The sequence below is a fragment of the Streptomyces sp. NBC_00572 genome, from assembly GCF_026341815.1.
Classification (GTDB): domain Bacteria; phylum Actinomycetota; class Actinomycetes; order Streptomycetales; family Streptomycetaceae; genus Streptomyces.
In genome coordinates, this window is sequence record NZ_JAPENX010000001.1 from 6013889 (window position 1) to 6037370 (window position 23482).

The window sequence follows — 23482 nt, forward strand, 5'->3', positions numbered from 1 at the left end:
GAGCGTTGGATGCCGAGCCTCGACGACGTGACCCGGCCGCCCGGACGGCCGCCCCGGATCCTCTACGGCGGTGACTGGAACCCCGAGCAGTGGCCCGAGGAGACCTGGGCCGAGGACATCCTGCTGATGCGCCGTGCCCGAGTCGACTCGGTCACCCTCGGGGTCTTCTCCTGGGCACGCATCGAACCCACGCCGGGCGCCCGCGAGTTCGGGTGGCTCGACCGCCTCATGGACCTCACCCACGACCACGGCATCAGTGTCGTCCTCGCCACCCCCACCTCCTCGCCACCGCCCTGGATGGGGCGGCTCCACCCCGAGACACTGCCCCGCGACGAGGACGGCAGGACCGAATGGTGGGGCTCGCGCCAGCACTTCTCCCACTCCAGCGAGGTCTACCGGCAGTACGCCGCCGCGATCACCGAAGATCTCGCCGCCCGCTACGCCGGACACCCGGCCCTCACCATGTGGCACATCAACAACGAGTACTGCACCTACGACTGGGGCGACGAGGCCGCCCGTACCTTCCGCCGCTGGCTCCAGGACCGGTACGGCACCCTCGACGCGCTCAACACCGCCTGGGGCACCGCCTTCTGGAGCCAGCGGTACGGCGACTGGGCCGAGGTCCTGCCACCCCGCCGCGCCCACTACCTGAAGAACCCGGCACACGTCCTCGACTTCCGGCGCTACACCTCCGACCAGCTCCTGGAGTGCTATCGGGCCGAACGGGACATCGTCCGCCGCCACACCCCGCACCTGCCCGTGACCACCAACTTCATGCCGTTCTGGTCCGGCCAGGACGGCTGGGCCTGGGCCGCCGAGGAGGATCTCGTCTCGGTCGACGTCTACCCCGACCCACGGGACCCGGGCTCCGGCGCGTACAACGCGATGATCGGAGACCTGACCCGCTCCCAGGCCGGCGGCGGGCCGTGGATGGTCATGGAGCAGGCCGCCGGCGCCGTCAGCTGGCGGGGCGTCAACCACCCCAAACCGTATGGACTCAACCGCCTCTGGGCCCTCCAGACCGTCGCCCACGGTGCGGACGCCGTCTGCTACTTCCAGTGGCGGCAGTCCCGTCAGGGCGCGGAGAAGTTCCACTCCGGGATGCTCGGCCACGCCGGGGAACGGGGCCGTGTCTTCCAGGAGACCGTCCGCATAGGCGAAGACCTCGCCCGGCTCGGCCCCCGCGTCGCCGGCAGCCGCGTCACCACCGACATCGCCGTCCTGCACGACTGGAACTCCTGGTGGGCCGGCGCCCAGGACGGGGCGCTCTCCCGCCTGGTCGACCATGCCGAGATCGTCCGAGCCTGGCACCGGGCCCTCTGGGAGGCCCACCTCCCCGCCTCCTTCGCCCACCCCCACCACGACCTCGGCGGCCACCGGCTCGTCGTCGTCCCGCACCTCTACCTCCTCGACGACACCGCCATCGACAACCTCCTCGCGTACGTGCGCGGCGGCGGCACCCTCGTCTGCGGTTTCCTCACCGGCATCGCCGACCAGGACGACCGGGTCCGCCCCGGCGGGATGGACGCCCGCCTCCGCGAACTCCTCGGCATCGACCTGCTCCAGGAGTGGTGGCCGCTCGACGAGGGCGAACACGTCGACTGCGGCACCTTCAAGGGCTCCCTCTGGTCCGAGGAGCTGACCGCCGCCCCCGGCGCGGAGACGGTGGCCGCCTACCGGGGCGGGGAACTCGACGGCCTTCCCGCCGTGCTCCGCAACGGCCGCGCCTGGTACGTCTCCACCCTCCCCGAACCGGCAGGACTGCGGGACCTGCTCGCCGCCGTGGCCCACGAGGCCGGGGCGCACCCGCTCCTCGACGGACTGCCCGCCGACGTCGAAGCCGTCCGGCGCGGCGAACTGCTCTTCCTCCTCCACCACGGGCCCGACCCGGTCACGGTGCCGCTGCCCGGCCGCCACCGTGACCTGCTCACCGGTGCGGAGGTCGAAGGGGCGCTGAAGCTCGACCGGTACGGAGCGGCGGTCCTGGAGGAGTGCGGACCGGGCCCCGTGCCCGCGTCGGAGGGACGTCCGTGATCCACGGAACCTGGGAGCCCGCGCCCGCCACCCGCTGGGAGGACGCCTTTCTCGCCGGGAACGGCAGGCACGGCGCCCTCGTCCTCGGCGACCCCGAGGACGACCGGGTGATCGTCACCCACCACACCCTCGTACGGCCGAACAACGCGCCCGCCGACACCGCGCCACCACAGCTCGCCGCCGCGCTCCCCGCGCTGCAGGACGCCCTGCTCGCCGGGGACGCCACCGCCGCCGAACGCTTCACGGACGGGCGCCCGCTGCGCTGGGTCCGGCCCTTCCACCCCGCCTTCCAGACCCGCGTCCGGAGCCGTACGCCCGGCACCCCGGCACTCGCCGCACGCCGATCCGTGGACTTCGCCGACGGGCTGGTCACCGGGGAGTGCGGGCAGCGGCGCAGCGAGGTCCTCGTCTCCCGCGCCGACGACGTGATCGTCCAGTACGTCTCCGAGCCCGGACCCGTCGTCGAGATCGGCCTCGACCACCGGCTGCCCGGCGCCCCCACCGAGCTCGGGGCAGGCCGGGGCGTCGCCACCGCGGGCCGGGAGACCGTCCTGACCCTGCGGGCCCGCTACCCGGACAGCCCACTCGGATACACCGGCCTCACCCTTCTGCTCACCGACACCGGCCTGACCACGGTCACCTCGTCCGGTGTCCGCGTGGAGGGGGCCGGGCAGCTGCTGCTGCTCACCCGGGTGCGGCGGCACGGAGGGGATGCCGACGCGGCCCGGGAGACGGAGGAGCTGTTGCGGGAGCTGCGGGCAGTGGTCGCCGAAGCCACCCGCGCCTCCTCCTCGGACCTCGCCGCCCTCCACGGACGGCTGCGAGCCCGCCACACCGCACGGCACAGCGCCGCCTACCGGCGCGTCTCCCTCGACCTCGGCGCGGACGAGGCCGAGCGCGCCCTCCCCGGCTCCGTCCTCCTGCGCCGGCCCGGCAGCCCCGCCCTCCTGGAACGTCTCTTCGCGGCCGGCCGCTACCACCTGCTGTCCTCCTCCGGTACGCATCCGCCCCGGCTCACCGGGCTCTGGACCGGGGACTGGGACACGGCGTGGTCGGGGGCGTTCACCACCAACGCCAACCTCAACCTCCAGACCGCGTCGGCCGTCGCCGGCGACCTGCCTGAGGTGACGGAGGCTCACACCGCGTTCATCGAGGGCCAGTTAGGAGACTGGAGGGACAACGCCCGGGCGATCTTCGGGACCGGGGGCATCGTCGCCCCCTCGCACACGGACGGCGTCTCGGGGCACACGTACCACTTCAGCCGCGAATACCCCCTCCACCTGTGGACGGCGGGCGCCGACTGGCTCCTCAAACCACTCCTCGACCACGAGGAGGCGAGCGGGACACGCGACCCGAGGACCTCGGCCGCCCTCGCCGAACTCGCCCTCTTCTACACGGACTTCCTCACCCGTGCCGATCCCGACGGCCGCATCGTCGTCGTCCCCTCGTACTCCCCGGAGAACCGCCCGCGCGGTGGGAGCTGGGGCGCGGTCAACTCGACGATGGACATCGCCGCGGCCCGCCACGCCCTCCGGGCGGCAGCCGACCGGGCGCCGCTGGCGGACGCCGCCCGCCTGCGCGCGCTCGCCGACCGCCTTCCGCCCTACCGGGTCAACACCGGGGGAGCGCTCGCCGAGTGGGCGTGGCCCGGCCTCGGCGACCGCTACGACCACCGGCACCTCAGCCACCTCTACCCCGTCTGGCCGCTGGACGAGATCAACCCGTACGACACCCCCGACCTCGCGAAGGCCGCCCGGCGCGCCCTCGAACTCCGGCGCAGCGAGAACGACTCGGCCCACGGACACCTCCACCACGGCCTGGTGGCCGCCCGGTTGGGAGACGCCGCCCGCACCGAGGCCGCGCTGGACCGCGTCCTCACGGGCGACTACTTCCACGACTCCCTCATGAGCGCGCACTACCCGGCCCGCGACGTCTACAACGCCGACGCCGCGCACACGCTCCCCGCGCTCCTCATCGAGGCCCTCGTGCAGTCCACGCCCGCGCGGCTCGTGTTGCTGCCCGCGCCACCCGCCCGGTGCCCGCACGGCCGGCTCACCGGTGTACGGACCCGGTTCGGCGCCCGTGTCGACCTGACGTGGTCGCCGGGGACGTACCGCGCGGTCCTCCGCCCCGACCGGGACGCCGAGATCGACCTGAGGACCCCGGCGGGGGCCGCACGGCTCGTCCTGCGTGCGGGGGAGGAGCGGACGGTCGGTTCCTGAGCCCGGCCCGGAGGATGTCCGCAGGACCGGTGAGCACGCGGTCAGAACCAGTGCAGGCAGTGCGGGGAGCGCTCGGCGCGGAAGAGGGCGTCGGCGAGCGCGGCCGCACCCGGGCGGTGGGCCCGGATGTGTCCGGCACGCACGAGCGTGCTCGGGGCGGTGCCGCCGAGGTAGACCGAGCCCAGGTCGCGCACGTCAAGGGACAGGTCGGGCTCCCGGTCCGTCGGCACGCAGTCGGCCTTGCCGTCCCGGACGGTCAGCAGGTAGCGGCCGTGCTCGCCGAGGAACGGGTCCTCGACGTCGAGGACGAGCTCGCCGTCGGTGTACCAGCCGCGCGCGGTCAGGGCCCGTGGGACGTCGAGCAGCCGCACCCACAGCCAGTCGGTGTCGCCGCTCACCCGGCCGGCCCGGAAGTCCGCGAACTGCCAGCGCAGCGGGTGCTGGGGCGGGACGTGCTTGAACACGACCTGAGAGACCAGGTCGTGGCCGAGGACGAACCGGGCCAGGGCCGTGAAGACGGTGTCGTCGCAGGCGATGGTCTCGTCGACCGTCAGGGTCTCGGCCTCGCCGATCGAGTAGCCGGCATACCCGTCAGGGACGCCGTCGGCGTCCCTGTGCACGGCGACGTAGCGCGGCGCCGGTGAGATCGGGGGCTGCCCCGCGCGCAAGGCCCACCAGCGGTGCGGCCGGGACAGCGCGCCGGGCTGGGAGCGGCGGTACCGGTCGTAGACCGCTTCCAGGACCTCTCCGCACTCGGCACGACGCAGCACCTCGATCGAGCCGGTGGCCGGTGCGTCGGCGACTGCGTGTGTCCGGGGCGAGGCGAGGGCGGCCTCGTGGCGCTGCACCGTCAGCCGTCCCGTGTAGGTCGCCGGTCCGTAGCCGAACCTGCCGTAGATCGGGGCCTCCGAGGCGAGGAGTACGGAGAGGAACTCCCCGCGGGCCCGCAACTCGGCGAGCTGATGCCGCATCATCGCGCTGAGCACGCCCTGGCGGCGGTGCGAGGGCAGCACGCCGACGGCGGTCACCCCGGACACCGGGACGAAGGTCTCACCGGGCAGGGTGAGTTCGAAGGAGTGCGCGGCGGCGGTGCCGACGGGCCGCCCGTCCGCCGTCAGTGCGAGCAGGCAGCGGTCCGTTTCGAGCGCCGACCACCAGAGCCCGCCGCCCTCGACCGGTGTTTCCGGGAAGCGCCCGAACGCGGCATGGACAGTGTCGACGAAGGCGTCGAAGTCCTCATCGGTCGTGGAACGAATCTCCATTGCAGCCGCTGTCCCCTCGGGTCGCGGGCACCACGACGCGTGGTGCCCGGCCACAGTCCAGCGTCGACGCGTGGCCGGGGCAAGCGCATTACGGGTCCGGGGTCGTACGGGCGTTCACATCAGGGCCCTCACGGCCGGGCCCGAGGCGACGGCGGCGGGCCCGAGCTGTCCCGTACGGTCAGGGTGGGTGTGAGGAGTTCGACCCCGGTGGTGTCCGCCCCTGCCCGCCGGGCGAGGCCCGCGATGAGCCGCTCCACCGCCCTGCGGCCCAGCTCCTGCGCGGGAATCGCCACCGAGCTGAGCGGCACCGAGGCCTGGGCGGCGATCTGGTCGGCGCAGACCGCGACCACCGACACGTCCTCCGGCACGGCCCGGCCCGTGCGCCGCAGCAGGGCGAGCAGCGGCTCGACCGCCGTCTCGTTCTGCACGACGAAGGCGCTGACCCCGGGCCGCTCGTCGAGGATCCGAGCGAGCACACCGGCCACGGCGTCATGACCGCCCTCGCACGGCCGGTGCAGCAGGCGGACACCGAGCTCGGCCGCCCGGTCGCGCAGCCCGCGCAGGGTGCGCTCGGCGAAGCCCGTATGACGGGCGTAGACACCGGGGGACTCGCCGATGACCGCGATCTCCCGGTGTCCGAGGGACGCCAGATGCTCCACGCACCGCGCTCCGGCCGCCGCGAAGTCCAGATCGACGCAGCTCAGACCGGTGGGGTCGGCGGGCAGCCCGACCAGGACGGCCGGCGGGCCCGCGGCGCGCAGCACCGGAAGCCGCTCGTCGTCGAGCTGGACGTCCATCAGGATCACCGCCTCGGCGAGTCCGCTGCCGGTCACGCGGCGGAGCGCCGACGGTCCTTCCTCCCCGGTGAGGAGCAGCACGTCATAGCCGTGGGCGCGGGCGGCGGTGGCGACGGCGACCGCGATCTCCAGCATCACCGGCACGTACATGTCGGTGCGCAGGGGGACCATCAGCGCGATGATCCGGGAACGGCTGCTGGCGAGCGCGCGGGCGCCCGCGTGGGGCTGGTAGCCGAGCTGCTCGATGCTGGCCCGCACCCGCTGCCGGGTGGGGTCCGAGATGGGCCGCTTGCCGCTGAGGACGTAGCTCACCGTGCTCGCCGACACTCCGGCGTGCCGGGCGACCTCGGCAAGCGTGACCATCCGTTCTCCCCGCGGGCCGTGACTGAGGTGAAGCGAGGCGAATCGCCTCGAATCGCTTCGACGACGCCTGTCGAACGATCGCTTCGACGGCTCAGCGAGACCGTAACGCGGGCGGGTTGACGTGTCCAGAGAAGTGGGTCAAGAAGATCGAAGCGCTTCGACGGGAGACGTGTCGCAGCTGAAGCGCCGCAGTTCGCCCGGGTGCCGGTGAGGACGATGGCGAGCGCCTCGGGGCTCTCGACGGAGGGGATCTCGGTGGGCCGGAGCCCGCCGTCGGGGAAGCGGTGCGGGGAGGTGTCGGCGGGGTCCGCCGCCGGTACGGGGTGGCCGATACGGCGGAGGGCGTCGCCGCCGGGGAGCCGGGGGGCCGGTCGCGTGGTCATCGGAGTCCTCCGCTGGGGAGGGCGGACGCGGAAGGGGGGTGGCCGCGGGGTCGGGTTCAGGGGCGGAGGAGGACCTTGCCCGTGTCCGGGGAGCCGCCGCCCGCCAGGGCGAGCGCCTCGCCGAACCCTTCGAGCGGGAACTCGTGGGTGACGAGCGGGCCCGGGTCGAGCAGTCCGAGCGAGAGGGCGCGGACGGCATCGGCCCAGGCCGCGGAGGAGGCGCCGAAGACGCTGCGGACCTCCAGCTGGCTGGCGGAGAGGTGGACGGGGTCGATGCCGGTGGCCCCCGCCGTGAACATGCCGGTGAGGACGACCCGGCCGCCACGGCGGGCGAGCAGACAGGAGGACGCGGCCGTGGTGGACGCCCCTGCCGTCTCCACGACCAGGTCGAAGCGCCCGGTCTCGCCGTCCGCCTCGGCCGGGGTGAGGGCCCGGCTCGCGCCGAAGTCCAGGGCCCGTGCCGCCCGTTCCGTCCGCGGGTCCACGACGGCCAGTTCGGCGGGGGAGGAGGCGGCGAGCCACTGGACGGCGAGGAGCCCCAGCGTTCCGGCACCGACCACGGCGATCCGCTCGCCCGGGCGTGGCCGGCCCGCCCGCACCGCGGCGGCGACGACGGCGGCCGGTTCGAGCAGGGCGGCGGCACGGAGGTCCACCCCGTCCGGCAGGGAGTGCAGGAGCCGGGCGGGTACCAGGACGTGGTCGGCGAACGCGCCCGGTTCGGTGAAGCCGGTCTCGGCGTATCCGGCCGTGCACAGGCTGGTCTCGCCGTGCCGGCAGCGCTCGCACAGACCGCAGGACCGGAAGCCCTCGGCGACACACGGCCGGCCCAGGAGAGAGGGATCGACGCCGGTGCCGACGGCGTCCACGGTGCCGGACCACTCGTGGCCGGGGACGATCGGATAGCGGACGTAGCCCGGGGCGCGGCGGCCCTCGTACAGCTCGCGGTCGCTCATGCAGATCCCGGCGGCGGCGACCCTTACCCGTACCTCGTCGGGGCCCGGCTCGGGGACCTTCCGCTCGACCAGCCGGTGAGTGCCGGGCCGTTCGACGAGGACGGCGCGGCTCACGGCGGCGGATGCGGCGCGCCTCACTTCGGCTGCCTTCTCTCCCAGCCCTCGGCCCACAGGTCGAACCGGGCCCGCTGCTGCGGGAATTCGGCGGCGGCGTCCGCGTCGAACTCCACCCCGAGACCGGGCTCGTGGGAGACGGTGAAGCAACCGGTCTCCGGGTCGACCTCGGGCGCGCCGCGCACGACCTTCTTGATCTCCGCGTCCGCGAAGTCGTTGAAGTGCTCCAGGATCTTGAAGTTCGGGGTACAGGCGGCGAGTTGGAGTGACGCGGCGGTGAGGACCGAGCCGCCGACGTTGTGCGGGGCGACGAGGACGTAGTGGGTCTCGGCGGTCGCGGCGAGCTTCCTGGCCTCCAGGATGCCGCCGATGTGCCCGACGTCGGGCTGCACGATGTCGGCCGCCTGCGACTCGAAGAGTTCCCTGAACTCGATCCGGTCGTGGATCCGTTCACCCGTCGCGATCGGCAGGTCCACCTTCTCGGCCACCTTCGCCAGGGCTCTGAGGTTCTCCGGCGGCACCGGCTCCTCCAGCCACGCCGGCCGGAACGGGGCGAGTTCGCGCGCGAGCCGGACCGCGGTCGAGGGGGAGAAGCGGCCGTGCATCTCCACCATCAGCTCGGTGTCCGGGCCGACGGCGTCCCGTACCGCCTCGATCAGGGCGACGGCCTCCCGCGACCGCTCGGCGTCCAGCTCGTAGTGACCGGTGCCGAACGGGTCGATCTTCAGCGCCCGGTAGCCGCGCGCCACGACCTCACGGGCCGCCGCGTGGTACGCCTCCGGGGTGCGCTCGGTGGTGTACCAGCCGTTGGCGTACGCCTTCACCCGGTCGGTCACCTTCCCGCCGAGCAGCTGCCAGACGGGAACGCCGAGCGCCTTGCCCTTGATGTCCCAGCAGGCCATCTCCACGACCGCGATGCCGGACATCACGATCTCCCCGGCCCGTCCGAAGTCCCCGTACTTCATGCGCCGTACGAGGTCCTCGACGGCGAACGGATCCGAACCGGCGATGTGGTTGGCCTCCGCCTCGCGGAGGTAGCCGACGAGCGCGTCGGTGTGCCCGAGCATCCGGGTCTCGCCGACCCCGGTCAGACCCTCGTCCGTGTGGACCAGGACATAGGTCAGGTTGCGCCACGGCGTGCCGACGACATGAGTGGTGATTCCCGTGATGCGCACGGTGGTTGCTCCCCGGGGACGCGGAAGTGTTCTTCGAGAGGCCGAATTGTTCGAGATGCCGAATGGCGTTCGGTGGATCGGCGAGACCGTAGGCAGCGGCCCGCCGGGGTGTCAATGGGAGCACGTCCACCCGGCCCGTCCACGACGAGAGCCGTTGCCGGGCGTGGGGTGCGCCGCTAGTCTCTGTTCGCGATTTCGATCGTGGTACGGAATACCGAACGGACAGAGGCGAGGTGGGGGACCCATGGGACGACTCGTTCCGGCGGTGACCAGGGCATTCGACGTACTGGAGCTCTTCCTGGAGGGCGACGGGACACTGTCCGCCCCCGAGATCACCCGCAGGCTCCAGCTGCCCCGCACGACCACCCATGAGCTGGTCACCACCCTGACCGCCCGCAACTACCTCGTACCGGTGCCGGAACAGCCGGGCCGCTACCGGCTCGGCGTCCGTACGTACCAGCTCGGCAGCCGGTACGCGGAGCAGCTCGACCTCGCGGCCGAGGGGCACCAGGTCGCCCGCGAGGTGGCCGACACCTGCGGCGAGACCGTCCACGTGGCCGTCCTGGAGGACATGGACGTCATCTACATCGCGAAGGTCGACTCCACCCACGCGGTGCGGATGGTCTCGGCGGCCGGACGCCGACTGCCCGCCCACTGCACGGCCGTCGGCAAGATGCTGCTCGCGACCCTCCCGGAGGCGGAGCTCGGCGAGCGCCTCGAAGGGTGCGAACTCATCGGCATGACGCCCCGCAGCATCACCGACCCGGACGCGCTGCGCGCCGCGCTCGCCGAGATCCGGATCCTCGGGGTCGCCGGCGAGCAGCAGGAGTCCAACCCCGACGTCACCTGCGTCGCCGCACCGGTGCGGGACCGCACGGGCCGGGTCGTCGCCGCCCTGTCCGTCTCGGTACCGGTGCACCGCTGGAGCGAGGACCGCGAGAACGAACTCACGGCACTCGCGGTGAAGGGCGCGAACGAGCTGTCGGAGCGGCTGGGGTACGGGATCGTGCGCTGAACCCCGGCCCGCCCCCGCCCGGTCAGGCCTCCGCATCGGCGGGTCCGGCGTGTCCGCCGTCCCGTCGCTCCCGGGGCCGGCGCATCCGGCTGACCGGGCCGAAGACCTCCCGGTCGTCGAGGAAGCCCTCCAGGGCGAACGCGGCCGCGCCCCGGGTGACCGCGTTGTGCGGCACCGCGCTGCGCCGCAGGGTCGCCGCCCGGTGCGGCAACGGCAGGGCGTGCCGCGTGACCGCCTCGTACGTGGCGGTCAGCAGACGCTCTCCCAGCAGGTCGACGACCTGGTTGCCGAGGACGAGGGCCCGGGGGTTGAGCAGATTGACCAGATTGGCCACCGCCGCGCCCAGGTAGCGCCCGGTCCGGTCGATGACCTCGGCGGCCGTCGGATCCTCCTCGGCCGCCGCGCGCGCCAGGGCGGCGACCGTGGCCGCGTCGTCCGGCCCGGCGGCTCGCTCGTCGCCGGGGGCGAGCTCGCGCCAGGTCCGGGCGATCCCCCGGGTGCTGACGTACGCCTCCACGCACCCCCGGTTGCCGCAGGTGCAGAGCCGCCCGTCGATCGCGAGACAGGTGTGGCCCCATTCGCCCGCGCTGTTCGTGAACCCCCGGTAGAGCTGCCCGTCGACGGCGATCCCGGCGCCGACACCGGCCCGCAGGGTGAGCACCACCAGGTCGTCCACCTCCCGACCGGCGCCGAACCACAACTCGGCCACCGTGCTGGCCCGCAGGGGGTTGTCCAGCCGGAGCGGCAGCCCGAGGCGTTCGTCGAGCAGCGCGCGGAGCGGCACCTCGTGCCAGGACCAGTAGGGGGAGAAGGCGGAGACGCCGCCCTCGTGCTCCACCATGCCGGGCACGCTGACCCCGACCCCGAGCACGCGCGCGCGGGGGACCCCGGAGACGCGCAGCAACTCCTCGACGCACGCGGCGAGCTGCTCGACCACGTCGGCTGGACGGACGTCGTCCGGGGGGAGCGGGCGCTCGACCGAGTGCCGGACCTCCAGGGCGAGATCGAACAGCTCGGCGTGGACGGAGGTCTCGGCGATGTCGACGCCGATCAGGGCGCCCCGGTCGGCGTTGACGGCGAGCCGTGCGCGGGGCCGGCCGCCGCTGGAGTCCTCGTGGCCGGCCTCGACGAGGACGCCGGCCTCCAGGAGTTCGGAGGTCAGGTTGGCGACGGTCGCGAAGGAGAGGCCGGTCGCGGCGGCGAGGTCCTGACGGCTCATCGCACCGGACCCGGCGTAGAAGCGCCGCAGGACCTCGAAGCGGTTGAGGCGGCGAATGTCCTGGGACGTCCGCTTGATCATGGGTGCTGTCCTCCGCTCGTACGGCCCGTACGCACGACCCGCTCTGACGGCCCGTACTTCGGGATCTTATTCAAAGGGTTGGAAGAACTGGAGGGCGGGATATTTACAACCGTTAGACGAACCCGTAGTTTTTCCTTCGCCGCACCACTCCACCGCACCACTCCACTGCACCACTTCGCCGACCGAGGAGGCCAGATGCAGTACCTCAGGGCCGTGCCCTGCTCCCCCCTGCCCGGACGCCTGACGGAAGGGCCCGTCTGGGACGCCCGGCGCCGGGAACTGCTCTGGGTGGACATACCCGACGGCCTCGTCCACCGGGCCGCCCTGACCCACGAGGACGCGACGCCGGACCTGGTCGCCGTCTCCACGATCCGCCTCGACCGCCCGGTCGGTTCGGTTCAGCCCTGCGCCTCCGGGGCCCTGCTGGCCGTGGCGGGCACGTCCTTCCTGCGGTTGGAGGAGGACCGCCCGGTCGCCGAGGCGGTCGAGCTGGCAGCGCCCCTCCTGCCCGAGGACGGCCTGCCCCGCCGGATGAACGACGCCGCCGTCGACCCCGCGGGCCGGCTCCTCGCCGGAACCATGGCGTACGACGAGAGCCCCGGCGCGGGCGCGCTCTACCGCCTCGACGGCGACGGCCTCGCCACTCTCCTGGAGTCGGTCACCATCTCCAACGGCCTCGGCTGGAGCCCCGACGGCACGCTCCTCTACTACGCCGACAGCCCGACCGGCCGGGTCGACGTCTTCGCGTACGACACGGGCACCGGCACCCTGAGCGGACGACGGCCGTTCACCGTCCTCGACCGCGGGGTGCCGGACGGGCTCACGGTGGACGCCGAGGGGCGGGTGTGGGTCGCGGTGTGGGGCGGCGGGGAGGTTCTCGCCTTCACCCCCGAAGGCGGCCTCCACGCGCGCGTGGAGGTCCCCGCCTCGCACGTGACCAGCTGCGCCTTCGCCGGACCGGACCTCGACGTCCTGGTCATCACGACGGCGACGGAGGGCCTCGACGAGGACCGCCGCCGGGCGGAGCCGGATGCGGGGCGCCTGTTCGTCTGCCGCCCGGGGGCGCGGGGCCTGCCGAGTGTTCCGTACGCCGATCGCTGACCGCTGACCCCGACCACCGATTGCTGACGGCTGACCGCCGACCTGGGGAGGCGGATGGGCCTGGCGGGGGACGGCCGGGCCCGTCGGCCGCTCGGCCTGACGGTGTCCTTCGGCGCGCCCGCCGCTGAATTGCCGGAACGTCGCGCGGCCGTCGACTCCGCGCGCTCGCGCGGGTGGAGCACGGCCGCCGGTCCGCCGCCGCAGCTCCGCCGCCGAACCTCCGGCGGACTGCCTCGCCGTAGCCCGTAGCCCGGTCGCCGCGGCCCACCTGCCCGGCGGGCTGTCAGCCACGCCCGCCTGCCCGTCCCCGGATCCCGCCCGCTCGCCTGTCGGCCGGCGGACCGTCAACCGTTCCCGCCCGCCCGTCTCCCACCCCGCACCCCTGAGGAAACACCGGCCATGACCACCCCTCCCACAGCGACCACACCGCCCGACGAGCGCACCCGGCCACACGCCGTCGCCCTCCGGGCCGCCCTCGCCTCCGCGCCCGTCATCGCGATCCTTCGTTCCACCTCCGCCACCCGCTTCGCCGAAGTCACCGACACCCTCCTCGCGTCCGGCATCCGCGCCGCCGAGTTCACCCTCACCACCCCCGGCGTGCTCGACGCCCTGCGCGAGTACGCCGCCGACGCACCGCCCGGCCTCGTGCTCGGCGCCGGTACCGTGACCACGCCCGCCGAGGCGCAGGCCGCCGTCGAGGCCGGGGCGACGTACCTCATCACCCCGACCACCTCCACCGAGGTCATCGCCGAGGCGGCCCGCCTCGGCGTCCCGGTGCTCCCCGGTGCGTACACCCCCACCGAGATCCTCACCGCCTGGAGGGCCGGGGCCACCATGGTGAAGCTGTTCCCCGCCGCCACCGGCGGACCCGAGTACCTCCGCGCGATCCGCGCCCCGCTGCCCCACGTCCCCCTGGTCCCGACCGGCGGCATCGGCGTGACCGACGCCCCCGCCTATCTGGCCGCGGGCGCCACCGCCCTGGGCATCGGCGGCCCCCTCGTCGGCGACGCCTGTGAGGGCGGCTCCCTCGCCGCCCTCGGCGAGCGCGCCGCCGCCCTCCTCGACGGAACACGCCGATGACGGCGACCGGACGGCGGCCCGCCCTCGTCACCCTCGGCGAGGCCATGGCGGTGGTCGCCGCGACCGAACCCGGACCGCTCGCCACCGGCGCGCCCCTCCGCCTCGGCTGGGCGGGTGCCGAGGCGACGGTCGCCATCGGCGTCAGCCGGCTCGGCCACCGGGCCGCCTGGACCGGCCGGGTCGGCGACGACGCCGCGGGCGCGATGGTCCTGGCCGGACTCCGGGCCGAGGGCGTCGACGTCTCCACCGCCGGCACGGACCCGGCCGTGCCGACCGGTCTGCTGCTCCGCGAGCGCCGCACCGCCGACCGGCTCCGCGTCAGCTACTACCGGGCCGGGCTCGCGGGCTCCCGGCTCGCCCCCGAGGACCTCGACGAGGCACAGCTGACGGGCGCGCGGATCCTTCATGTCACCGGAATCACCCCGGCGTTGAGCGGCACGGCGCGGGCCGCCGTGGAACACGCCGTCGCCCTCGCCCGCGCCGCGGGCGTCACCGTCTCCTTCGACGTCAACCACCGCGAACGCCTCTGGAGCCGCACTGAGGCCGCCGAGGTGCTGGCCGAGCTCCTCCCGTACGCCGACATCGTCTTCGCCGGACCGGAGGAGGCCGCCCTCTTCGTACCCGAGGAGACGCCGGAGCGGATGGCCCGCGCCCTCACCCGGCTCGGCCCGGGGCAGGCCGTGCTCAAACTCGGAGCGGGGGGCGCCCTCGTAGCCACGGCGGACGGCGAACTCCACGTCCGGCCGGCCGTCCCCGTCACCGCCGTCGACCCCGTCGGCGCAGGCGACGCCTTCGTCTCCGGCTACCTCGCCGCGGCCCTCGACGGCTCCCCGGTGGAGGAACGCCTGCACCTCGCCGCACTCTGCGGTGCTTTCGCGGTCTCGGTCCCCGGCGACTGGGAAGGCCTTCCGCGCCGCGCCGAACTCGGCCTGCTCGCGGCCCAGGACATCAGTCGCTGAGCCGTCCGCGCCCCCCTCGATCACCTTCCGCACCAGCACTCAGGAACCCACACCCATGAACCGTTTCTCCGGGCAGATCGCCGTCGTCACCGGCGCGGCCTCCGGCATCGGGGCGGCCAGTGCCGTCCGGCTCGCCGCCGAGGGCGCTGCCGTGCTCGTCTCCGACATCGCCGACGGGCCCGGCGAGACCGTCGCCGCCGCGATCCGCGCCGACGGCGGCCGCGCTGCCTACGTCCGCTGCGACGTCTCCTCCGAGGAGGACTGGACCGCCCTCCGCGCCGAGGCCCACGCCCGGTTCGGCCCGGTGAGCATCCTCCACAGCAACGCCTTCACCCACACCACGGCCGCCGCCCACGAACTCCCCGTCGCTCTGTGGGACCGGGAGATGGCCGTCAACCTGCGGGCCCTCTACCTCGCCACCCGCACCTTCCTCGACGACCTGCGCGCCGAACGCGGCAGCCTCGTCGCCACCTCCAGCGTGCACGCCGACTTCGGCCTGCCCGGCTATCCCGCCTATGCCGCCGCGAAGGGCGGGATGTGCGCGCTCGTCCGCCAGTTCGCCGTCGAGTACGGGCCCGACGTCCGCTTCAACTCCGTGCTGCCCGGCCCGATCCTCACCGACGTCTGGAACGACGTCGACGAGGAAGGACGGCGGCTCTCCGCCGATGCCACCGCGCTCGCCCGGCTCGGCAGGCCCGAGGAGGTCGCCGCCGCCGTCGCCTTTCTCGCCTCCGCCGACGCCGCCTACATCACCGGAACCAACCTGGTCGTCGACGGCGGCTGGACCGTGAAGAAGGAGTCCAAGTGAAGATCACCTCCCTGCGCACCTACCTCGTCGCCCCGCGCTGGTGCTTCCTGCGCATCGACACCGACGAGGGTGTCACCGGCTGGGGCGAGCCCGTCGTCGAGGGCCGCGCCCACACCGTCGCCGCCGCCGTCGACGAGCTCTCCGACTACCTGATCGGCCAGGACCCGATGAAGATCGAGGACCACTGGCAGGTCCTCACCAAGGGCGGCTTCTACCGTGGCGGCCCCGTCCTCTCCAGCGCTGTCGCCGGCATCGACCAGGCCCTCTGGGACATCACCGGCAAGGCCCTCGGCGTCCCCGTCTGGCAGCTGCTCGGCGGCAATGTCCGCGACCGCGCCCGCGTCTACAGCTGGATCGGCGGTGACCGGCCCGACGAGGTCGCCTCCGAGGCCCTGGCCCGCAAGAACGAGGGCTTCACCGCGATCAAGATGAACGCCTCGGCGCAGCTGCGGCTCATCGACACCCCCGCCGCCGTCCACGGGATCGTGGACCGGGTCGCCTCGATCAGGGAGGCCGTCGGCGACGAGTTCGACATCGCCATCGACTTCCACGGGCGGCTCACCGCCCCGATGGCCCGCCGCGTCCTCCCGCTCCTGGAGCCGTACCTCCCCTTCTTCGTGGAGGAACCGGTCGTCCCGGAGATGAGCGACCACATCGGCGACATCGTCCGCTCGACCTCGATCCCCATCGCGACCGGCGAACGCCTCTACTCCCGCTGGGACTTCAAGAAGGTGCTCGACCAGGGCATCGCGGTCGCCCAACCGGACCTCTCGCACGCCGGCGGCATCTCGGAGGTGCGCAGGATCGCCGCCATGGCGGAGGCGTACGACGTCTCCCTCGCCCCGCACTGCCCGCTGGGTCCGATCGCGCTCGCCTCCTGCCTCCAGGTCGGCTTCGCCGCGCCGAACCTCCTGATCCAGGAGCAGAGCCTCGGCATCCACTACAACACCGGCTCCGACCTGCTCGACTATCTGGTCGACCCCTCCGTCTTCCGGTACGAGGACGGTCACGTGGGCCTGCCCACCGGGCCGGGCCTCGGGATCGAGGTCGACGCGCAGGCCGTCGAGCGGGCCGCCGAGGTCGGCCACCGCTGGCGCAACCCGGCCTGGCGCCGCGACGACGGCTCCCTGGCGGAGTGGTAGTCAGGACGCACGGAAGGGGCGGGCTCGTTCACGAGTCCGCCCCTCATCATGTGTGCGGTCGGGTCAGCGGTGCGCCAGCCAGCCGGCCGCGGGCAGCAGCTTGCTGTCGTAGTCGAACAGGGCCTGGTTCTCCCAGCCGTTGCCCGACGAGGAGTCGGCCGGGTCCCAGCCGTTGCCCGTGACGGCGGTCCAGGCGGGCTCCCAGTAGACGACGCCGAGGCCGCGGCCGTTCGGCACCGCCTCGACGACGTTCATGACGTCCCGCAGCCAGGCCGACTGGCCGGCGCTGCTCGCCGGGTAGCCGGTTACCAGCTCGCTCGACAGGTCGATGATGTTCTCGTGGGCGTCCTCGCTGTCGAGGCGGAAGGGGTACGCGGTCTCGGCGACCATGACCTTCTTGCCGTAACGGGCGGAGATGTCGTCGAGGTTGGCCTGGAGCGAGGACAGGGCGCCGTGCCAGTAGCCGTAGAACGAGAGCGCGATGACGTCGTAACTCACGCCTTGCGCCGCCGCGTTGTCGAACCAGGTGCGGTAGAGGGTGTTGTCACCGCCGTTGGCGAGGTGCAGGGCGATCTGGGTGCTGGACGAGACCGCCTTGGCTGCGGAGATACCGGAGTTGAGCAGACCGGCGAGCTGGGACCAGTTGCTCGTCGAGCCCTCGGGCCAGAGCATGCCGGTGTTGATCTCGTTGCCGATCTGCACCATGTCGGCGGTGGTGCCCTGCGCCTTCAGGGCGTTGAGGACGTCGTACGTGTGGTTGTAGACGTCCGTCTTCAGCTGCGTGTACGAGTGTCCCTGCCAGGCGGCGGGCTTGGTCTGGGCGCCCGGGTCGGCCCAGATGTCGGAGTAGTGGAAGTCCACGAGGAGCTTCATGCCCTGCGCCTTGATCTTCTGGGCGGTGGCGAGGACACGGGCCTTGTTGTTGTAGCCGTCGGCCGGGTTCACCCACACCTTGAGGCGGCCGTAGTTCGCGCCCGCGTTCTTGAGCAGGGTGACCGCGTCACCGGTGGTGCCGGAGCTCGACTTGTAGGTCCCGCCGAGGTCCTCGCTCTTCTTGAGCGCGGAGAGGTCGACGCCCTTGACCGAGAGTCCGGTCGTGCCGGAGGTGAACGTCAGGTCGTCGACGTTGAGCCAGTTCCCGGCGTTGGCGTCGGAGTTGATGCTGATCGTGCAGGTGCCTCCCGTCACCGTGATCGGGGTGACGATCCGTATCCAGGAGCTGGAGGTGACCGGTAGGTCGGTGCGCTGCTCCGCGGACCCACAGTTGCGCAGGGCCAGATAGGCGGAGTTCTGCCCGCCGCCCGAACGCACCCAGGCGCTCAGCGTGTACGTGCCGTTGGCGAGCCCGGAGAGGTACTGGTACGTCTCCACCTTGTACGCGGACGCCGACCAGTGGCTGAGGCGGTAACTGCCGCCGTGCCCCCCGGCTTCGGTGAACGAGGCGGCGTTCTGGCCGGCGGCCGAGTAGGTCGACCAGCCGGCCGGGGTGGCGGTCCCGGCGGCGTCGCTCTCGAACCCGGCGTTGGTGAGGGTGGCGGCGGCCTCGGCCCGCTGGGTGGCGGGCAGGGGAGCCAGGAGCAGGGCGCCGAGCGCGGCGGTGACGGCCGCGGCGCGCAGACGGAAGCGGCTTCTGAGGGTGGGGTGCATCGTCGAGTCCCTTCGACGGTGGCGGACAGGAGTGTGGTGCGTTTCCCAACGTGTGGTGCGGGTGGTGCGGGTGGTGCGGGTGGTGCGGCCCGTGCCGGGGGCACGGGGGTACGGCTCACCCGGGGGCGGCGCAGCGGGTACTGCCGCTCCCGGGGAGATCGGGGGCCCGCCCCGCGGAACACGGGGGCGGGTAGGGGGGCTCAGGCGTCGAGGCGTACGACCCTGACGGCCCCGGCCGGAACCGCGAGCTTGCCGGTCATGTGGGCACCGCCGAGCAGCTCCGTCCCGGCGCCTTCCAGCGGCACCTCGACGTCCTCCCCGGAGTGGTTCAGGGCGAAGACGTATTCCCCGCCCTCCCCGGCCCGCCGCACGACCTCCACGTCACGCGGCAGTCCGGCCCTTGCCGGGACCCCCGCGTCCTCGGACGCGGCGGCGACGATCGCGTCGAGCGACGTCGCGTCGAGCCGGGTGGAGACGTACCAGGCCGTGCCCTGCCCGAGCCGGTGCCGCGTCACCGCGGGGCCGCCGGCGGCCGGCCCGTCGGCGTACGTCCACACGGTCTCGGCGCCGCGCGGCCGGACGAACTCCGTCCACACGTCGCCGGTGAGCGAGGCGCCGTCGGGTCCGGTGATCCGCACGCGCTCGTCGTCCAGGAGCGGTGACCACTCCTCCACGGTGAGGCCGAGCACGTCCCGCAGCGCACCCGGGTAGGCGCCGGGGTGCACGGCGTCGTGCTCGTCGACGATCCCGGAGAAGTACGAGACGACGAGCGTGCCGCCGTTCTCGACGTACTCGCGGAGGTTCTGTCCGGCGGCCTCGGTCATGAGGTAGAGCGCGGGGACGACGACCAGCGGGTAGGCCGAGAGGTCGGCCTCGGGGTGGGCGAAGTCGACGGTGAGGTGCCGGTCGTAGAGGGTCTCGTAGAAGCTGTCGGCGCGCTCACGGGCCTCGTGGGCCTCGTTCGGCCGCCACTCCAGGTTCTGCGCCCACCAGGAGTGCCAGTCCCAGAGCACGGCCACGTCCGGGACGGTCCGGGTGCCGCGTACCTCCTCCAGGGCCTCCAGGTCGGAGCCGAGGGCGACGACCTCGCGCCAGATCCGGGTGTCGCTGCCGCCGTGCGGGACCATCGCGGAGTGGAACTTCTCGGCGCCGCGCCGGGACTGGCGCCACTGGAAGAACATGGCGCCCTCGGAGCCGCGCGCCACGTGGGCGAGCGAGTTGCGGGCCATCTCGCCGGGGCGCTTGGCCGGGTTGCGGGCCTGCCAGTTCACCCCGGACGTGGAGTGCTCCAGGAGCAGCCAGGGGGCGCCCCCCGCCACGGAGCGGGTGAGGTCGGCGGCCATGGCCAGGTTGACGTGGGTGCGGCGGCCGTCGGTCATCAGATAGTGGTCGTTGGTGACGAGGTCGACCTCGCGGCCCCAGGCCCAGTAGTCGATCGAGTCGCACTGGCTGAGCGCGGTCATGAAGTTGGTGGTGACGGGGATGCCCGGCGCGAGTTCGTGGAGGATGTCCCGTTCCGTCCGGAAGTTCTCTCGGATGGTGGCGTCGGCGAAGCGCCGGTAGTCGAGCTGCTGGGCCGGGTTTCCGACGGTGGGGGTGACGCGGGGCGGGTCGATCTCCTCGTACGAGCCGTAGCGCTGGCCCCAGAAGGCGGTGCCCCAGGCCTCGTTCACGGCGTCGACCGAGCCGTACGTCTCGTGCAGCCAGCGGCGGAAGTGGGCGGCGCAGCTGTCGCAGTAGCAGGCGCTGACGGGTACGCCGTACTCGTTGTGGACGTGCCAGAGCGCGAGCGCCGGGTGGCTGCCGTAGCGGCGGGCCAGCTCGGTGGTGATGCCTGCGGCGGCCGCGCGATAGGCGGCGGAACTGTGGCAGATCGCCCCGCGTGAGCCGTAGGAGAAGCGCACGCCCTCGGCGGTGACGGGCAGGGCCTCCGGGTGGGCGCGGTAGAACCAGGCGGGCGGTGCCACCGTCGGTGTCCCCAGGTCGACCCGGACGCCGTGCTCGTGGAGCAGGTCGAGGAGCCGGTCGAGCCAGCCGAAGTCGTACCGGCCCGGCTCCGGTTCGAGGAGGGCCCAGGAGAAGATCCCGACGCTCACCATGGTGACGCCGGCCTCCCGCATGAGCCGGACGTCCTCCTGCCAGACGCTTTCCGGCCACTGTTCGGGGTTGTAGTCCCCGCCGAACGCGAGCCGGTGCAGGCCCTTGGGAGTGGTCTGCGGCATGAGTCTCTCCTGAAACCTCGAACGATGAAAGCTGCGGAGCCTTGTGAACGTGCACACAGTCGATCTCGATGTGGCAACGCAACATAACCGCACACGAACAACCATTGACAAGTGTCCGGAACATTTCTCTACTGTGAACGCTCACAGATGCATGACCGGCCTTCCCGCTCTGGGGAGAGGCCCCTTTTTCGGTCAGGGAGAAGCACCCCATGCCTCACATCACGCGCCGCAGCCTCGCCGCCGCCACCGCCGTCCTCCTCGGCGCCACCGCGCTCACCGCCTGTGGATCCTCCGACTCCGGCGACGACTCGGCGGCGTCCGGCCCCGTCTCGCTGACCTACTGGGCCTGGGCGCCCGGTATGGACAAGGTCGTGGCCCTCTGGAACGCCGAGCACCCCGACATCAAGGTCACGGTGCAGAAGCAGGCCTCCGGCGACGACCTGGTCACCAAGATCATCACTGCCGCCAAGGCGCACAAGGCTCCCGACCTCGTCCAGGCCGAGTACCAGGCCCTGCCGACCCTGGTCTCGAACGACGCCCTCGCGGACATCGCCACCGACGTCACGGGCGTCAAGGACAAGTTCGCCCCCGGCATCTGGCAGCAGACCACTCTCGGCAGCGACGAGGCCGTCTACGCCCTGCCGCAGGACTCCGGGCCGCTGATGTTCTTCTACCGCCAGGACCTCTTCGAGAAGTACGGCCTCTCCGTCCCCAGTACCTGGGAGGAGTTCGCCGCCACCGCCCGCGACCTGAAGAAGAAGGCCCCGAAGCAGTCGCTCACCACCTTCTCCGCCAACGACTCCGGCCTCTTCGCGGGACTCGCCCAGCAGGCCGGCGCCAAGTGGTGGACCTTCGAGGGCGACACCTGGAAGGTCGGCATCGACGACGCCGCCACCAAGAAGGTCTCCGACTTCTGGGGCGGCCTGGTCGCCGAGGGCGCCATCGACAACCAGCCGATGTACACCCCCTCCTGGAACAAGGCCATGAACACCGGCGAGCAGCTCGCCTGGGTCTCCGCCGTCTGGGCCCCCGGCACCCTGACCACCGCCGCCCCCGACACCAAGGGCAAGTGGGCCATGGCCCCGCTCCCGCAGTGGACCAAGGGCGGCTCCTCCACCGGCAGCTGGGGCGGCTCCTCCACCGCCGTCACCACCGACTCCCAGCACAAGACGGCCGCCGCGCAGTTCGCCACCTGGCTGAACACCGACCCGGTCGCCCTCAGCGCCCTCGTCAAGGAGAGCGGCATCTACCCGGCCGCCACCGCCGCCCAGACCAGCGGTGCCCTGGCCAAGGCCCCCGACTACTTCGCCAACCAGCCCGACTTCTACACCCGCGCCGCCGAGATAGCGAAGACCACCGCGCCGGCCGCCTGGGGCCCCAACGTGAACGTCGCCTACACCGCCTTCAAGGACGAGTTCGGCAAGGCCGCCAAGGCCAAGTCCGGCTTCGACACCGCCCTGTCCGCCGTCCAGTCCGCCACCGTCGCGGACCTGAGCAAGCAGGGCTTCGAGGTCGCCAATTGACTCCTCCCCCTCGTGAACGAAGGGGATTCCTGACTCACTCCGCCTGGCACCTCACAGGTGGCAGGTCTTACAAGATCGGCACCAGCCGGGTTGAGACCAGCCCGGACGAGCATCACGCGTGCGGAGTTCTTGTCCCTGGGGGACACCACTCCGCACGCCGTGCACGTGAAGGTTCTCTCGGAAAGGGGAAGTGCGTGCTTGGCTCTCGCTCCGCACCGCGCGCACTCCATGGTGGTGTGCGCAGGATGGATCAGACAGATCGTGCGGCCGTGCTTGCGTGCCATCTCGACCAAGGCGGTCCTGGTGGCGGTGATCGCGGCGTCGGCGGCCTTGCGCGCCAGGGTGGACTTGGCGAGGAACCTCGGCCGGAAGTCCTCCACCGCGAGGACGTCATGATCACGGACGACCCGCTTTGCCCACTTGCGGGCCGTGTCCTGCCGCTGCCGAGCGACCTTCTTGTGGGTCTTCGCCGCTGCTTTACGGGCTCTGCGGTACCCGGCCGTGTCAGGACGGTTCTCAGGTGTCGCACGCCTGGCCATCATCCGCTGATAGCGGGTCAACCTCTGCGCCGCCGTGCGGCCGTGCTCGGGGTGGGGCAGGTCGTGGGCATCGCTGGTGGTCGTCGCGGTTTCGCGTACGCCCCAGTCGATGCCGATGACCCGGCCGGTGGTGGGCAGTGGCTCGGGCCGGACGGTCACGACGAACGAGGCATACCAGTGGCCGAGGCTGTCGCGGTACACCCGTACCGACGTGGGGACGACCGGAAGTGGACGCGACCACACGACCGTCAGGACGCTGCCGCCGGCCAGGTGCAGACGGCCGTCCTTGAGACGGAAGCCCCGCACCGTGTAGTTGAGCGACGGCAGTGCCTCGCGCTTCCGCTTCGTGCGAGGCATCCCTGCCCGCTGCCGGACCGGCAGCCGTGCCGTGACATCCTTCAGCGCCTTGACGCGGGACTTCGCGAAGTCCCGGATGGTTTGCTGCTGAGGGACGGAGGAACCCTCCCTCAGCCAGGCCATCGACCGGCGAGCGTCCGTCAGCAGCTTGTCCAGCTGTGCCGGACCACATGTGATCTTCTCGGCGACCGTCTGGTTGAAGGCGTGGACCTTGCGGGCCATCGCCACGCACTCGTTCCACACCCAGCGACACCGCGCCCATTCACCCTCCAGGGCCGCATACGCGGTGGACGACACGCGCAGCCGGTACGTGTACCGGGCGTGCCCGGCCCCGTCCGCCCCCACCGCTGTCGTCATGCGGATCAACCTAACGGCCACCACTGACAACACAGGAAAGAACAGGTCACCACAGATGCGCAGCAGAATCCGCCGCTTCGCGGCGCCGCCCCGAGGAGCCGTTCCTCCTCGGCATGAAGGCCGAAGCCT

The 23482-nt window shown here is 72.6% G+C and carries 16 protein-coding genes and 1 pseudogene; 9 read left to right on the top strand and 8 right to left on the bottom strand.

Features of this window, described 5'->3' with window-relative positions:
• The first annotated feature begins 9 nt into the window (after positions 1-9).
• Positions 10-2034 (top strand): beta-galactosidase, encoded by a 2025-nt coding sequence (locus OG514_RS27405; protein ID WP_266899306.1) that lies wholly within the window; start codon positions 10-12, stop codon positions 2032-2034.
• Positions 2031-4256: a glycoside hydrolase N-terminal domain-containing protein gene (locus OG514_RS27410; protein ID WP_266899308.1), complete on the top strand. Its 2226-nt coding sequence runs from the start codon at positions 2031-2033 to the stop codon at positions 4254-4256. The genes OG514_RS27405 and OG514_RS27410 overlap by 4 nt, the downstream gene beginning before the upstream one ends.
• A gap of 41 nt (positions 4257-4297) precedes the next feature.
• On the opposite strand, the gene OG514_RS27415 is transcribed toward OG514_RS27410, so the two are convergent.
• From OG514_RS27415 to OG514_RS27430, 4 genes are all read right to left on the bottom strand, one after another.
• Positions 4298-5518 carry a GNAT family N-acetyltransferase gene (locus OG514_RS27415; protein WP_266899310.1) on the bottom strand — a complete coding sequence of 407 codons (1221 nt, stop codon included), beginning with the start codon at positions 5516-5518 and terminating at the stop codon, positions 4298-4300.
• Between the two features lie 128 nt (positions 5519-5646).
• A complete protein-coding gene (locus tag OG514_RS27420; RefSeq protein WP_266899312.1) occupies positions 5647-6678 on the bottom strand; it encodes a LacI family DNA-binding transcriptional regulator in 1032 nt (343 codons plus the stop codon).
• Positions 6679-7117: 439 nt separating this feature from the next.
• A complete protein-coding gene (locus OG514_RS27425; protein WP_266899314.1) occupies positions 7118-8152 on the bottom strand; it encodes a zinc-binding dehydrogenase in 1035 nt (344 codons plus the stop codon).
• Positions 8149-9303, bottom strand: a complete 1155-nt coding sequence (locus OG514_RS27430) for a mandelate racemase/muconate lactonizing enzyme family protein (protein WP_266899316.1) — start codon at positions 9301-9303, stop codon at positions 8149-8151. Before OG514_RS27430 ends, OG514_RS27425 begins: the two co-directional genes overlap by 4 nt.
• Before the next feature lie 244 nt (positions 9304-9547).
• Between OG514_RS27430 and OG514_RS27435 the strand changes: the two genes are divergently transcribed.
• The gene (locus tag OG514_RS27435; protein WP_266899317.1) at positions 9548-10318 is read left to right on the top strand and encodes an IclR family transcriptional regulator; all 771 of its coding nucleotides are present in this window, start codon (positions 9548-9550) and stop codon (positions 10316-10318) included.
• 22 nt (positions 10319-10340) lie between these two features.
• Here OG514_RS27435 and OG514_RS27440 read toward each other — a convergent pair whose 3' ends face one another.
• Positions 10341-11618: an ROK family protein gene (locus OG514_RS27440; protein ID WP_266899318.1), complete on the bottom strand. Its 1278-nt coding sequence runs from the start codon at positions 11616-11618 to the stop codon at positions 10341-10343.
• Positions 11619-11813: 195 nt separating this feature from the next.
• On the opposite strand from OG514_RS27440, the gene OG514_RS27445 reads away from it, so the two are divergent.
• The 5 genes from OG514_RS27445 to dgoD all read left to right on the top strand — a co-directional run bounded on the left by OG514_RS27445 (position 11814) and on the right by dgoD (position 16708).
• Complete coding sequence (locus OG514_RS27445) at positions 11814-12719, top strand: SMP-30/gluconolactonase/LRE family protein (protein ID WP_266899320.1); 906 nt, start codon at positions 11814-11816, stop codon at positions 12717-12719.
• Between the two features lie 399 nt (positions 12720-13118).
• The gene (locus OG514_RS27450; protein ID WP_266899322.1) at positions 13119-13799 is read left to right on the top strand and encodes a bifunctional 4-hydroxy-2-oxoglutarate aldolase/2-dehydro-3-deoxy-phosphogluconate aldolase; all 681 of its coding nucleotides are present in this window, start codon (positions 13119-13121) and stop codon (positions 13797-13799) included.
• Positions 13796-14758, top strand: a complete 963-nt coding sequence (locus OG514_RS27455) for a sugar kinase (protein WP_266899324.1) — start codon at positions 13796-13798, stop codon at positions 14756-14758. Before OG514_RS27450 ends, OG514_RS27455 begins: the two co-directional genes overlap by 4 nt.
• A gap of 55 nt (positions 14759-14813) precedes the next feature.
• Positions 14814-15566 (top strand): SDR family NAD(P)-dependent oxidoreductase, encoded by a 753-nt coding sequence (locus OG514_RS27460; RefSeq protein WP_266899326.1) that lies wholly within the window; start codon positions 14814-14816, stop codon positions 15564-15566.
• Positions 15563-16708, top strand: a complete 1146-nt coding sequence (gene dgoD, locus OG514_RS27465) for a galactonate dehydratase (RefSeq protein ID WP_266899328.1) — start codon at positions 15563-15565, stop codon at positions 16706-16708. Before OG514_RS27460 ends, dgoD begins: the two co-directional genes overlap by 4 nt.
• A 63-nt stretch (positions 16709-16771) precedes the next feature.
• Here dgoD and OG514_RS27470 read toward each other — a convergent pair whose 3' ends face one another.
• Entirely contained in the window at positions 16772-18355 is a 1584-nt protein-coding gene (locus OG514_RS27470) for an arabinogalactan endo-1,4-beta-galactosidase (RefSeq protein ID WP_266899329.1), read from the bottom strand.
• Positions 18356-18555: 200 nt separating this feature from the next.
• On the bottom strand, positions 18556-20577 hold the full coding sequence (locus OG514_RS27475; protein ID WP_266899331.1) for a beta-galactosidase: 2022 nt from the start codon (positions 20575-20577) through the stop codon (positions 18556-18558).
• 209 nt (positions 20578-20786) lie between these two features.
• On the opposite strand from OG514_RS27475, the gene OG514_RS39405 reads away from it, so the two are divergent.
• Positions 20787-22100 carry an extracellular solute-binding protein gene (locus OG514_RS39405; protein ID WP_323181614.1) on the top strand — a complete coding sequence of 438 codons (1314 nt, stop codon included), beginning with the start codon at positions 20787-20789 and terminating at the stop codon, positions 22098-22100.
• Positions 22101-22174: 74 nt separating this feature from the next.
• Here OG514_RS39405 and OG514_RS27485 read toward each other — a convergent pair.
• Positions 22175-23353: pseudogene (locus OG514_RS27485) on the bottom strand (RNA-guided endonuclease InsQ/TnpB family protein); the annotation flags it as partial.
• Positions 23354-23482: the final 129 nt, after the last annotated feature.

Bases quoted from the DNA above. Each gene is read 5' to 3' on its own strand.
- OG514_RS27405 (WP_266899306.1), top strand. From the start codon at position 10: ATGCCGAGCCTCGACGACGTGACCCGGCCGCCCGGACGGCCGCCCCGG.
- OG514_RS27415 (WP_266899310.1), bottom strand. From the start codon at position 5,518: ATGGAGATTCGTTCCACGACCGATGAGGACTTCGACGCCTTCGTCGAC.
- OG514_RS27420 (WP_266899312.1), bottom strand. From the start codon at position 6,678: ATGGTCACGCTTGCCGAGGTCGCCCGGCACGCCGGAGTGTCGGCGAGC.
- OG514_RS27435 (WP_266899317.1), top strand. From the start codon at position 9,548: ATGGGACGACTCGTTCCGGCGGTGACCAGGGCATTCGACGTACTGGAG.
- OG514_RS27440 (WP_266899318.1), bottom strand. From the start codon at position 11,618: ATGATCAAGCGGACGTCCCAGGACATTCGCCGCCTCAACCGCTTCGAG.
- OG514_RS27445 (WP_266899320.1), top strand. From the start codon at position 11,814: ATGCAGTACCTCAGGGCCGTGCCCTGCTCCCCCCTGCCCGGACGCCTG.
- OG514_RS27450 (WP_266899322.1), top strand. From the start codon at position 13,119: ATGACCACCCCTCCCACAGCGACCACACCGCCCGACGAGCGCACCCGG.
- OG514_RS27455 (WP_266899324.1), top strand. From the start codon at position 13,796: ATGACGGCGACCGGACGGCGGCCCGCCCTCGTCACCCTCGGCGAGGCC.
- OG514_RS27460 (WP_266899326.1), top strand. From the start codon at position 14,814: ATGAACCGTTTCTCCGGGCAGATCGCCGTCGTCACCGGCGCGGCCTCC.
- OG514_RS27470 (WP_266899329.1), bottom strand. From the start codon at position 18,355: ATGCACCCCACCCTCAGAAGCCGCTTCCGTCTGCGCGCCGCGGCCGTC.
- OG514_RS27475 (WP_266899331.1), bottom strand. From the start codon at position 20,577: ATGCCGCAGACCACTCCCAAGGGCCTGCACCGGCTCGCGTTCGGCGGG.
- OG514_RS39405 (WP_323181614.1), top strand. From the start codon at position 20,787: ATGCCTCACATCACGCGCCGCAGCCTCGCCGCCGCCACCGCCGTCCTC.